The sequence below is a fragment of the Chryseobacterium sp. CBo1 genome, assembly GCF_001693475.1.
Lineage (GTDB): Bacteria > Bacteroidota > Bacteroidia > Flavobacteriales > Weeksellaceae > Chryseobacterium > Chryseobacterium formosense.
Window position 1 is genome coordinate 68,939 of record NZ_MAUH01000013.1, and the last position, 13,034, is coordinate 81,972.

Here is a 13,034-nt window from a genome sequence, read left to right on the forward strand (position 1 = left end):
GTTTTTTTAATTTTTAACTATAGTTTTGCCTAAACAAATGCAAAATAGACAATGCCAATAAATCAATTACCTCCAGACGGAGGAATGTTATATAAAGAAACAGATATGGCTCAGTTTTTCCCTGAGCCGTTAAATGCAATAACTGCTGTATTATTTTTAGCCTTAGCTATTTTTTGGACAATCAAAATAAAGGGTAATTTTAAAGAATATCCCTTTTTAACTTTTTGTTTAATCTTATTATATATTGGTGCCATTGGCGGAACTATTTATCATTCATTCAGACAATGGCCGGTATTTATTGTGATGGATTGGTTGCCCATCATGTTACTTTGCTTGTCTGCCGGATTTTATTTTGTAGCTCAGAGCACCAGATGGTATTATGCTGTTGTAATGGTTCTGGTATATCTGATACTCATGTTTGCTCTGAAAAACTGGATTTTGATAGATAACACTTCTCTTTTTATCAACATAAATTATGCAATCATGGCTTCGTTTGTGCTTTTCTCCGTATTAAGTTATTTGATTTATACCAGGTGGAAAGCCGGCAAATGGGTAGCTTTTGCTTTATTATCGTTTACTTTAGCATTAACCTTCCGTATAGCAGATAAATGGGAATGGTTCAGTTTCGGAACACATTTTCTATGGCATACTTTCGGGGCAGTAGCGACATTTTGTATGTTTAATTATATCAATCTTACGAAGAATACAATTAGAAAAACATAGATAGTTTTCATTTTCTTTGAAAAACTAATTCATAAATAATCTCTGTTTAATTTTAACCACTTTAGTTGACTTTAGAAAGTTTAAAATAATACGGCATAATAGTACAGTAAAGTATATAACTTAAAATAGCTTTAGTGTTTAAAAAGCTTTAGTGTCTTTTGTGGTTTAATAAAAAAGTTTAAGCATTTTTTTTGTAAAATTCAGAATATAATTCTTTAAAGTCGAAAGAAAAACGATTTACTTATATTTGCCCCGCAAAGCAAATTCAAATGTTCAGAAAAGTAATCACTGTATTTATTCTTGGCTTTTTTACGGTTTTTTGTTCGGCCCAACAGGTTCGGCCCTCAAAATCATCTGAAATTTATCGCGACCTTAAAACGCTCAAAAATATTCCTAAAGTTTTATACCTGGCTGCTCACCCCGATGATGAAAATACAGGATTACTATCTTGGTTAATCAACGACCAAAATGTAGAAACGGGCTATCTGTCTTTAACCAGAGGTGATGGTGGTCAGAATTTATTAGGCACAGAACAAGGTGTTGCATTGGGTTTAATCAGAACGCATGAGCTTTTGGAGGCAAGAAAGTTGGACGGTGCCCAACAGTTTTTTACCCGCGCCATCGATTTCGGGTTCTCTAAAAATACAACCGATACCTTTAAACAGTGGGATGAAGATAGCATCATATCTGATGTAGTTTGGATCATCCGTAAATTCCGTCCGGATGTGATCATTTGTCGTTTTCCGCCTACTGCAGCAGCAGGACACGGACAACATGCCGCTTCGGCTGTGGTTGCAGAAAAAGCTTTTAAACTGGCAGGCGATAAAAATGCTTTCCCAAATCAACTAAAATATGTGAATGTATGGCAGCCAAAACGTGTATTGTGGAATACTTTCCGATTTGGTGGGGTCAATACGACAGCTGAAAATCAACTGAAAATTACGGTTGGACAATATGATGCGCAATTGGGAGTGGGGTATGGTGAACTGGCGGGATTAAGCAGAAGTTTGCATAAAAGCCAGGGTGCGGGAACACAGTCTGTAGCAGGGATCAAAACTGAATATTTTAGTCATGTTGCCGGTGAGCCTGCAAAAACAACACTTTTTGACGGCGTACTTAAAACCTGGACGGCAAAAGGTAACGCTGATATTGACCAGTCATTAGATAAAATTATTTCCGCTTTCAATTTCAATAAACCTGACCTGAGCTTGCCTGCTTTGCTTGCTTTACGAAAAAAGGTGATGGCGCTTAATGATTCAGACCTGAAAAAGGATAAACTTAAATCTCTTGACAATATCATTTTAAGTTGTGCCGGATTTATGGGTGAAGTAGTAACCAATCAGGCTGAATCCGTTGCCGGAGAAAATTACAATTTCAGGTTAAATCTGATTTCAAGAGCTGAAAATCCTGTTATTTTAGAAAATGTAAAATGGCTGAGCCAGTCAGAAAGCTTTACCAGAAAATTATCAAAAGATTCTTTAATCACCATTGAACATAACATTCAGATTCCTGCTGATGCAGCACTCACAGAACCTTACTGGTTGGTAAAACCAGCCACAAACGCGGCAACTTTCTCTGTTCCGAATGATACTTTAATCGGTTTGCCCGAGGCAGAATCACCACTGAATGTTTTGCTTGATGTAAAAATAGGTTCTGAGAAATTTCAGGTTAAACTTCCTTTGTCTTTCAAGAAATTAGACCCGGTGCGTGGTGATGTGGTCGAAGCCTTACGTATTGTTCCTGCATTGGAACTGAAGTTTACACAACCGCTTTATCTTGTAAAAGAAAATGAAGATTTACATTTGAGTTTAAATGTTAAGGTTAATTCCAATAAACAGTTCAACAATGGAAAAGTCAATCTGATGTATAATGGAGAACGGTTAGGTGGCGCTGATGTAAATTCAATAAATGGTAAAGATTTCACCATCGATTACACTATTCCAAAAAATAAGCTTGCTTCGATAAATTCATCTCGTTTGCAATTGGATGCCAATTTTGTTGCAGACGGAGTAACTTACAATAAAAAACAAATATTAATTCAATATCCGCATTTACCATCCTTACAATATTTTGCACCTGCAACGGTAGCTGTAATGAAAGGTGATATCCAAACGAAGGTTAAAAAAGTAGGTTATATACAAGGTGCGGGAGATTTCATTCCTGAGTTCCTACGTATTGCGGGTATTCAGGTAGACGTGTTAAAAGATGATGATTTTTATGGAAACTTAAATGAGTCTGGAAACGGCGGTCAAAACAAACTGTCACAGTATGATGCCATTGTTCTTGGTGTTCGAGCCAATAACACAGAGAAAAAGTTGGATCGCTGGATGCCTTTTTTATGGTCTTATGCAAAAGCTGGGGGAAATTTGGTGATGCAGTATAACACCAACCAGGATACAATCGTTGACAAACTGGGGATGTACAATTTTAGTATTGCCAATAAGAGAGTTACTGAAGAAAATGCTGAAGTTAAATTTTTAAATCCAAATCATAAATTACTGAATTTTCCAAACAAAATTACGGCGAATGATTTTAATGGATGGGTTCAGGAACGTGGTGCTTATTTCCCGGACAAATGGGATGCAGCGTATGAACCGCTTTTTGAAATGCACGATACCAATGAAGAGCCTCTTCAAGGATCAACTTTATATGCCAAATATGGGAAGGGTAATTTTATTTATACTCCTTTGTCATTTTTCAGACAGTTGCCAGCCGGAAATGTTGGGGCAGCACGTTTATTTTTAAACTTTTTATCTGCACAGAAAAACTGATGAACAAGCAACTTAAAAATTGGAATACCTGGTACATACTATTAGCAGCTGCATTAGTAGTTCAGATCGCATTTTATTATTTGTTTACTAAATTCTGGGCATGAGCAATATAGATTGGACAGTTCTTATTTTTACATTGGTTGCGGTGGTTGTTTACGGCGTATTCATCGGTCGTGGTCAAAAAAGCAACGAATCCTACCTGAAAGCAGATAATAAAATGCCCTGGTACATTGTTTTAATAGGGATTATGGCCACTCAGGCAAGTGCCATTACATTTCTTTCGGCACCGGGACAGGCGTATACAGACGGAATGCGTTTCGTTCAGTATTACTTTGGTCTGCCTTTGGCGATGATTGTAATTTGTATCACTTTCATCCCTATTTTTCAGCGCTTAAATGTTTACACTGCTTATGAATATTTGGAAAACCGTTTTGATAAAAAAACAAGGGTACTCACGTCACTGCTTTTTCTTTTTTCGAGAGGCTTATCAACAGGAATCAGCATTTATGCTCCGAGTATCATCTTGTCAAGCGTTTTAAACTGGAATATTTATTTAACGAATGTTTTAACAGGAGGCATTTTGTTGATTTATACCTATGTTGGCGGAGCAAAAGCGATCGCGCATACCCAAAAATTACAGTTTCTCATTATTCTGGGAACCATGGCTTTTGCAGGTTATTTGCTTATTCAAAATATGCCGAATGGAATTGGTTTCAACGATGCACTTTATCTGGCAGGGAAATCCGGAAAGCTCAATGTAATCACCACAGAATTCGACTGGAAAGATAAATACAATATCTGGAGCGGCTTAATTGGCGGTTTTTTCCTGGCACTGTCTTACTTCGGTACTGACCAGAGTCAGGTTGGGAGGTATATTACTGCGAAAGACAATACCAATGCAAAAATGGGCTTGCTGTTGAACGGATTGGTGAAAATTCCGATGCAATTTGCTATTCTCCTGATTGGTGCTTTGCTTTTCGCTTTCTTTTCTCTAAAACCGGCTCCGATTTATTTTAACGAACGTTCTTATCAGCATTTAAAGGAAACAAAACCGGAACAGGCTGCGGTTTTTGAAAAAGAGCATCAGGATTTACAGATAAAATTTAATTCAGAATCGAAAGAAATTTTAAAATTAAAAGAAACTCAATCTCCCCAACTTAATAATAAAATTCAAGATTTTAAAAACACACAAACTCAGGTGAAAGCACTTCACGGCAGGGTAGAAGAAGCGATTAATAATTCAAACTATAATGCGGAGAAAACGGATACCAATTATATTTTCCTGTATTTTGTAAAAAATACATTGCCTGTAGGGATGATAGGTTTGTTGTTTGCCGTTATTTTTTTGGCCAGTTGGGGTTCAATTTCGGCAGCGCTGAATTCCTTGGCCGCCTGCTCATTAAAAGATGTTCATTTGATATTTAAAAAAGAAATTCCTAATGATGCAACTGAATTGAAATATAGTCGCCTCCATACTTTAGCTTGGGGTATATTCTCCATTGGCGTAGCCATGTTTGCAACGCAGATGGGTTCTCTAATTGAAGCAGTCAATGTATTGGGTTCTCTTTTCTACGGTCCGATACTGGGGATTTTTCTTGTCGCATTTTACTATAAAAAAATCGATGGGAAGAATGTGTTTATTTCTGCAATTTTATCTGAAATTACAGTCATTGCGGTTTATCAGTTTGATATCGTTTCTTTCCTTTGGCTTAATGTAATCGGGGCAGCGGCAGTCATTATATTTTCGGCAATAGGTTTACTGTTTTATAAGAAGAAAGCAGTAAATTCGTAAATAAATAAACAATCAAACAAAAATATTATGAAAGCAATGATTAAATCTGCTACCGTACTTTTTGCTGCAATGACAATTTCAGTAAATGCTTTTGCACAAGAAACTAAAAAACCTGCAAGTCCGGCGGCTACGGCTACAGGAAAAATTAAAGATGCAAACATTACAATAGCCTATAGCAGTCCTTCTGTTAAAGACCGTAAAATCTGGGGTGACTTAGTAGCTTATGATAAAGTTTGGCGTGCGGGTGCCAATGAAGCAACGACTTTCGAAACTGATAAAGATATTACCGTTCAGGGTAAAAAACTGGCTAAAGGTAAATATAGCTTTTTCTTAATTCCAAAGGCTTCCGGAACCTGGACTGCAATTTTTAATAAAGAAGCCAAACAATGGGGTTCTTATGATTACAAAGAAGCACAGGATGCCTTAAGAGTTGATGTTAAAACAAAGGCTTTACCAACCAAACAGGAAACTTTAGTATATAAAGTAAACAGCAGCGGATTCACAATGGATTGGGATAAAATTTCAGTTCCTGTAGAAATAAAATAAATTTTAAAATATAAGTGATTAAAATCCCGTTAGTGCGGGATTTTTTGTTTAAAATTTGATGCTTTATCAAAGATTACTATTGAAGGAATTTTAAACTGTTTATCTCAAACAGTTTCTTTCAAGAACCCTGACGAGCGCAGCATCAAAGACATTTATCGATGATTTAGTTCGATTGAGTCAGACTAAACAAGAAGTAAAAAGCGTATTAAAATTAAATTTCTTTCCATAAATTTGCTGTTTATGAATTCCGAAAAACGCTCTATTAATTTTAGCTCTGATCTGATTATTCAGGCACTCGCTACATCTCCTGCACCGACGTCAATTTACTCCGGCGAAAATATGATCATACAGTTTGCGAACGCAGGAATGTTAGCGCTTTGGGGCAAAGATTCTTCGGTTATAGGAAAACCTTTGATTGAAGCTATTCCGGAACTGCACGAGCAACCGTTTTTAGATATATTAAAGGAAGTCTGGCGTACGGGTAAAACGTATTCTGTATCTGATGCTCCTGCCACATTGATAAAAAACGGAACCGAAACACTTGATTATTTCGATTATGAATATAAAGCGCTTGTTGATCATAATAACAAAACATGGTGTATACTAAATACAGCCCTTGAAGTGACCTCGAGACGTGAGTTCTTGCAACAAATTCATGAAAAAGAAGAAAAAGAGCAGGTTCTGAAAGAGCAAATGGCAGCAACACTTGAGGAATTAACCGCAACAAATGAAGAGCTCAACTATTCAATAAAGCAGCTTGCCTACCGGTTCCGCTTGGAGCACATATTTTACTTGGAAAAAAATACGTTTACATATACTCATTATATGAAGGCGCTTATGTAAGAGCAGGTCAACCCCTTTTTCAAATCGATTCCAGAATATATGCTGAGCAGTATAATACAGCAAAAGCCGGCGTTTCTGTAGCGAGAGCGAATCTAGCCAATCTAAAAATCGACCTTGACCGCAGAAAGGAGTTGGTGAAAGAAAGTATTGTTTCCAACATTCAAATCCAACAAGCCCAGGCTGCGTACGATGGTGCAAAAGCATCCTTGACACAGGCTGAAGCAACGGCACAATCGGCAAAGATCAATCTTGATTTCTGCACGATCAAAGCTCCTGTCAGCGGTTATCTTAGCAGAATTAATTATCGTTTGGGAAGTATGATAAGTCCGGCTGGCGTAGAACCCATTACGGTACTTTCAGATTCGCACGAGGTGAATGTGTATTTCAGTATGAGTGAAAATGATTTCCTGACATTCCAGAATTCCCAGGTCGGAAGCACTATCCAAGAAAAGATTCAGAAAGCTCCATTGGTAGGATTGCAGATTGCTGATGGTCATCTCTATGAGGAAAAAGGAAAGATCGATGCGGTCGAAGGTCAGTTCAATTCCAGTACGGGATCTGTGACTTTCAGAGCTAAATTCAATAATCCTAAAAACATTATTCGTGGTGGAAATACAGGAAAAATCGTGATCGACCAACATTATGATAATGTCATTATGGTCCCGATCGCATCTACTGTCAATATTCAGGACAAGGTGTATATTTTTTCAGTGGATAAGGACAATAAAGCTGTTCAGAAAGCTATTGAGGTCTCTGGAAAAAGCGGTACCAACTATATGGTGACAAGCGGCATCAAAGCTGGTGAATCTTACATCGTTTCTGGCTTCGAAAGATTACAGCCGGGAATGCCTGTCGTTCCTAAAAAGGCCAATCAACAAGCCAATAAAACTTCACCGAGATCAGCATCCGGGAAAATATAGGATGTGCCCTGAAGTTTAATTTCAAATAAAAAATCAATGTTAAAAACGATTATAAAAAGACCGGTCTTAGCGACCGTTATATCGGTGTTGCTTGTCATCCTGGGAATTGTAGGGATGAAAACGCTTCCAATAACCTCTTTCCCTGAAATTGCGCCACCAAGTGTCACCGTAACTGCAGTTTATCCCGGAGCAAGTTCCGAAGTGATTGCGAGATCTGTTGAACCGCCGTTGGAAAATGCAATCAATGGTGTTGAAAATATGGACTACATCACATCCACATCCAGTAATGGTAACCTGATGCTGAATGTGGTGTTTAAGTTGGGGACGGATCCGGACCAGGCTGCGGTAAATGTGCAGAATAGAGTAGCACAGGCAACCAGCCAGCTTCCTGCAGAGGTGAATCAGATCGGGGTGACCACGATGAAACGCCAAAACAGTATCCTGGCAATGCTTACCCTGTACTCGGATGATCCCTCGGTGAACGATCTATTCATAGAGAATTACGCAAAGATCAACCTTGTACCAGAGCTGAAACGTATCAAAGGGGTAGGTGATGCAATGGTTTTTGGGAACAAGGATTATTCGATGAGGGTTTGGCTCGATCCTCAAAAAATGGCCTCATACAATTTGACACCGCAAGAAGTGGCTGGTGCCATTCAAACGCAGAATGTGGAAGCAGCACCCGGCAGATTTGGCGAAAGAAGCAAGGAAGCCTTGGATTATGTCATCCGCTACAAAGGAAAAAATACAGAACCTTCACAATATGAAAATATTCTTATCAAAGCGGGTAATGATGGAAGCACGTTGAGGTTAAAGGATATTGCCAAAGTGGAATTCGGGTCCTATGATTACGGCGTCTCCACACTTTATGAGAAAAAACAAGGTGTAATGATCGCACTGTTTCAAACGGCAGGATCCAATGCGAATGAAATTGAGATTGCAGCACAGAACAGAGTGAAAGAGCTTTCTGCATCTTTCCCGGCAGGTGTGAAATATACCTTTATGTACAGTTCCAAAGAATCACTGGATCAAAGTATCGATCAGGTGATCCATACTTTGATCGAAGCGTTTATCCTTGTTTTTATCGTTGTATTCATCTTCCTGCAGGATTTCAGGTCGACATTGATTCCGGCCATTGCAGTTCCGGTATCTATTGTAGGAACCTTCTTCTTTATGAACCTGTTCGGATTCTCGATTAACCTTTTAACATTATTTGCTTTGGTCTTGGCAATTGGTATCGTGGTAGATGATGCCATCGTGGTTGTTGAAGCCGTTCACGCCAAAATGGAGCACCGGAAACTTAATCCGAGGGCGGCAACAATGTCTGCGATGAGTGAGATTACTGGAGCGATTTTCTCTATTACTTTGGTAATGGCTGCGGTTTTTGTACCGGTTGCTTTTATGGAAGGGCCAACGGGAATCTTCTATCAGCAGTTTGCTTTAACACTGGCAATGGCAATCGTGATATCAGCAGTCAATGCACTGACCTTGAGTCCTGCCTTGTGTGCGATTTTATTGAAACAGCATCATACACCTGGACACGGACACGAGCCGAAAAAATTGTCATTTAAAGAAAAATTCTTTGCAGGCTTCAACGCGTCATTTGATAAAATGACTTTCCGATATGGAAAATCGGTTCTGTTCTTATTGAAGAAAAAATGGGTCGCTTTTTCAGGGCTTGCGGTTGTAATCGGTCTATTTGCGTGGATGTTTATCATTACGCCGACAGGATTTATTCCTGATGAAGACCAATCATTTTTGATGGCAACTGTTACGCTTCCACCGGGCTCAACGCAGGACCGTACGACAGATGTTGTGACGAGAGCTGAGTTGATTTTAAGAAAACATCCTGCGATTAAAAGCGTAGTTTCTGTGAATGGTCTTAATATGTTGAATTTCAGTACATCATCATCCAGTGCTGTATTTATGCTTAAATTGAAAAATCCTAAAGACCGTGGTGAGGTACACGACATTAATCAAATAATCGGTCAGCTTCAGGGTGAGGTGAGTCAGATAAAAGAAGCGTCATTCTTTGTTTTGGGAATGCCTACTGTTCCGGGATTTGGTAACACAAGTGGTATGGAAATCGTTCTTCAGGATAAGACTGCTGGTTCATTGACCAAATTCAACGAAACTTCGAATGCCTTCATTGGTGCGTTGATGCAAAGACCGGAAATAGCAATGGCATTTACCACATTTAATGCTTCCTTTCCACAGTACGAACTCGTAGTTGATGAGGTAAAGGCAAAACAATTGGGTGTTAATGTTTCAGATGTTATGTCTGTGATGCAGGGATATTATGGAAGTATGCAGGCTTCAGATTTCAACAGATTCGGGAAATACTACCGTGTCGTGATGCAGGCTCCTCCTGAGTACAGGGCAGACCCCAATTCTTTGAACGGAATCTCGATTAAAAATAATGTTGGGCAAATGGTTCCGGTAAATACATTAGCATCTTTGAAACAAACAGCTGGTCCGGAGGTAGTTGACCACCATAATTTATTTAATGCCATCAGTATCACTGCGATTCCGGCTCCGGGATACAGTACAGGTCAGGCAATGGCGGCGCTCAAAGAAGTTAGTGCCCAGAATTTACCGACAGGATTTTCATACGACCTGAAAGGAATGGCGCGTGAGGAGCAGTCTTCAGGAGGACAGTCGGCAGTGATTTTCGGATTGTGTTTTATCTTCGTTTACTTCATCCTTTCCGCACAATATGAAAGCTATCTGGTTCCATTTGCAGTGTTGTTAGGAATTCCAACGGGATTATTAGGTGTGTTTGTGGGAATTTCAATTGCTGATATTGCAAACAATATTTATGTGCAGGTTGCTTTGGTTATGCTTATCGGTCTGCTTGCGAAAAATGCAATCTTAATCGTAGAATTTGCAATGCAGAGAAGAAAAGCAGGGAAAAGTTTAACGGCCGCTGCAGTGGAAGGGGCGAAAGCAAGATTAAGACCTATTTTGATGACATCTTTAGCGTTCATTGCCGGTTTGCTTCCCTTGTTATTTGCATCAGGGCCATCCGCAATCGGTAACCATTCCATCGGATATGCAGCGGTTTTCGGAATGTTGTTCGGAACTGTTCTCGGGGTGTTCATCACGCCGGTTCTTTTTGTTGTATTTAAATATCTACAGGAAAGAATAAGCGGGAAACCACTTGACGAAAGTGTCTGGGATTATGAACCTTCAAAACTCGCAAAACACAATCATTAATATAAATAGTTTGAGAGCCCAAAGATAATTCAGGGTAGGCAAGAGTATGATGTCTGCCCAATTATCGGCGGTAAAAAAAATTACAATGAAATCAAATATCAGATTATATACAAGTATCGGAACCGCAGCTGCACTTTTAAGTTTAGCATCATGTAACGTTCAAAAATATAAGGCTCCGGAAGCAGACTTGCCCGAGAGTTTCAGAGATACCACTCAGTTGGATGTTGCGCAGGATAGCACACAAAGTAGTATTGCAAAAATTCCGTACAAAGATTTTTTCACAGACCCGACTTTGCTTTCGCTGATTGAAAGCGGTATCAAAAATAACAATAACCTCAAAGTTTCCATCAAAAATATCGAATCTGCTGCATTGAGCTATAACCGTTCGAAATGGGGAAATGTTCCAAACGTAAATTTAAATATAGCAACTGCGTCCATTAGCAGACCATCTGACAATAGTATGAACGGACAAATGTTCGGACAAATGCTAGGTCAAAGATATATAGAAGACTACGGTAGTAATATTTCAATTTCTTGGGAAGCAGACATTTGGGGAAAAATAAAAGGCAGAAAAGAATCGGCTTTGGCGGCTTATCTTCAAACGCAGGAAGCTGCGAAAGCGGTTCAGACACAGTTGGTTGCGCAAATTGCACAAGGCTACTACAATCTTTTAATGTTGGATACGCAATTGGATATTACCAATCAGAATTTAAAACTGGTGGATAATACCTTGAGAATGATTACTAAGCAGCAGGAATTGGGAATTACAACAAGTCTTTCCGTTCAACAACAGGAAAATACACGTGACCAAATGCTGGTGACGATTCCGATAATCGAGCAGTCGATTACGATTCAGGAAAATGCGTTAAGTATTTTGACTGGAAAAATGCCGGGTGAAATCCAAAGAACATTAAAGCTAACAAATATGCAGACGCCGGAATACAAATCGGTAGGGATTCCCACAGAACTTTTGAGCTATAGACCGGACGTGAAAAGCAGTGAGCTGAGCGTGAGGCAAGCTTTTGCCAATGTGAAAGTTTCCAAGGCAAGTATGTATCCGGCTTTGAATATCACGGCACAGGGCGGTTTAAATACTTTCAACTTCAAAAATTGGTTTGACATTCCAGGGTCATTGTTCGGAGCAGCTGCGGGTTCACTTGCAATGCCTCTAATCAATGGAAAACAATTGAAGACCCAATATGAACAGTCGAAAATTGCAATGGATCAGTCTGAAATCAATTTCAAACAAACGGTGTTAAGTGCTGTTGGTGAAGTGTCAAATGCTTTGGCCAACATCGAATCTGCCGATAAGCAGGAGGTGATTACCGTTGTTTTGGTGGCAAGGTCAGATAAAGCTGTAACGACTTCAACCAAATTATTCCAACAGGATATGGCGACCTATCTTGATGTCATTACAGCTCAAAATAATAAGCTTCAGGCAGAGTTGAGTTTAGCGAATATTAAATTGCAGAAGCTGAATTCAGTTGTTGATTTGTACCGTGCCCTTGGAGGAGGATGGCAATAAACCCAATGATATGAACGACCATAATTAAATTTTTTTCTTGTTGTAGCAGTTGGTGGATTCCGCCGGCTGCTATTTTAAAATTATAAAGAATGAGTGATACAGAAAATAAAATAAAAGCGGCCACGGTAGACCTTCTGTTAAAGGAAGGGAATTTCGGATTTACGCTTTACGATGTCGCTGAAAAATCAAGGGCAAACCGTACGGTCATTCACTATTATTTCAGGTCGAGGGATAATCTTCAGGCTATTGTTACCAAAGAGATTCTTAACACTCTAGTACAACCTCGATACGAAACATTGATATGTCAAGATGATCTGAAAAGTAAGATCCTCAATTTTTTGGAAGAATCGGACAAGATCTGCAGGCTGTACCCGTACATCGATGTTTTTCTCATGGTAAGACTTAAAGTCAGCCACGATCTGCAAAAGTATTTTCAGGATGTGTTAGAAAGTTTTAAAGATCTGATCTCAGAAGTTCAGGAAGCGATCGACCGGAAAGAGATCAATTATCCTGATGCACAAGTTTTTTTAAGCGATCTGTTTTCACTTTCTTCCTTTTCATACATCTTCAGTAATTTTTTCCGCAGTTTAGACCTTCCTGTGCATCGCAAATCGATCTTTGATGACTGTAAGACTAAGAACGGAAGAATTTTGGATATTCTTTTTGGCAGGAATCATTAAGTAAACAAAGTTGAAATG

Annotated in this window: 9 protein-coding genes; all 9 read left to right on the forward strand. The window is 39.0% G+C overall.

Annotated elements, in window-relative coordinates:
• The first annotated feature begins 51 nt into the window (after positions 1-51).
• The 9 genes from BA768_RS09905 to BA768_RS09945 all read left to right on the forward strand — a co-directional run bounded on the left by BA768_RS09905 (position 52) and on the right by BA768_RS09945 (position 13,016).
• Complete coding sequence (locus BA768_RS09905; RefSeq protein WP_065720610.1) at positions 52-723, forward strand: hypothetical protein; 672 nt, start codon at positions 52-54, stop codon at positions 721-723.
• A 269-nt stretch (positions 724-992) separates the two neighbouring features.
• Positions 993-3,494 (forward strand): PIG-L family deacetylase, encoded by a 2,502-nt coding sequence (locus tag BA768_RS09910; protein WP_065720611.1) that lies wholly within the window; start codon positions 993-995, stop codon positions 3,492-3,494.
• A gap of 100 nt (positions 3,495-3,594) precedes the next feature.
• Entirely contained in the window at positions 3,595-5,286 is a 1,692-nt protein-coding gene (locus tag BA768_RS09915; RefSeq protein ID WP_065720612.1) for a sodium:solute symporter, read from the forward strand.
• 27 nt (positions 5,287-5,313) lie between these two features.
• The gene (locus BA768_RS09920; protein ID WP_034674833.1) at positions 5,314-5,832 is read left to right on the forward strand and encodes a DUF2911 domain-containing protein; all 519 of its coding nucleotides are present in this window, start codon (positions 5,314-5,316) and stop codon (positions 5,830-5,832) included.
• Positions 5,833-6,072: 240 nt separating this feature from the next.
• The gene (locus BA768_RS09925; protein ID WP_065720613.1) at positions 6,073-6,675 is read left to right on the forward strand and encodes a hypothetical protein; all 603 of its coding nucleotides are present in this window, start codon (positions 6,073-6,075) and stop codon (positions 6,673-6,675) included.
• Positions 6,676-6,698: 23 nt separating this feature from the next.
• Positions 6,699-7,595: an efflux RND transporter periplasmic adaptor subunit gene (locus BA768_RS09930; protein WP_262484167.1), complete on the forward strand. Its 897-nt coding sequence runs from the start codon at positions 6,699-6,701 to the stop codon at positions 7,593-7,595.
• A 36-nt stretch (positions 7,596-7,631) separates the two neighbouring features.
• Positions 7,632-10,811, forward strand: coding sequence for an efflux RND transporter permease subunit (locus BA768_RS09935; protein WP_065720615.1), 3,180 nt, complete (start codon positions 7,632-7,634; stop codon positions 10,809-10,811).
• A gap of 85 nt (positions 10,812-10,896) precedes the next feature.
• Positions 10,897-12,336 carry a TolC family protein gene (locus BA768_RS09940; protein WP_065720638.1) on the forward strand — a complete coding sequence of 480 codons (1,440 nt, stop codon included), beginning with the start codon at positions 10,897-10,899 and terminating at the stop codon, positions 12,334-12,336.
• An 89-nt stretch (positions 12,337-12,425) separates the two neighbouring features.
• Entirely contained in the window at positions 12,426-13,016 is a 591-nt protein-coding gene (locus tag BA768_RS09945; protein ID WP_065720616.1) for a TetR/AcrR family transcriptional regulator, read from the forward strand.
• Positions 13,017-13,034: the final 18 nt, after the last annotated feature.

What these genes read in the sequence shown, in the direction of transcription:
- BA768_RS09945 (WP_065720616.1), top strand. Translation starts at nt 12,426, where the DNA reads ATGAGTGATACAGAAAATAAAATAAAAGCGGCCACGGTAGACCTTCTG.
- BA768_RS09920 (WP_034674833.1), top strand. Translation starts at nt 5,314, where the DNA reads ATGAAAGCAATGATTAAATCTGCTACCGTACTTTTTGCTGCAATGACA.
- BA768_RS09905 (WP_065720610.1), top strand. Translation starts at nt 52, where the DNA reads ATGCCAATAAATCAATTACCTCCAGACGGAGGAATGTTATATAAAGAA.
- BA768_RS09910 (WP_065720611.1), top strand. Translation starts at nt 993, where the DNA reads ATGTTCAGAAAAGTAATCACTGTATTTATTCTTGGCTTTTTTACGGTT.
- BA768_RS09940 (WP_065720638.1), top strand. Translation starts at nt 10,897, where the DNA reads ATGAAATCAAATATCAGATTATATACAAGTATCGGAACCGCAGCTGCA.
- BA768_RS09935 (WP_065720615.1), top strand. Translation starts at nt 7,632, where the DNA reads ATGTTAAAAACGATTATAAAAAGACCGGTCTTAGCGACCGTTATATCG.
- BA768_RS09915 (WP_065720612.1), top strand. Translation starts at nt 3,595, where the DNA reads ATGAGCAATATAGATTGGACAGTTCTTATTTTTACATTGGTTGCGGTG.
- BA768_RS09925 (WP_065720613.1), top strand. Translation starts at nt 6,073, where the DNA reads ATGAATTCCGAAAAACGCTCTATTAATTTTAGCTCTGATCTGATTATT.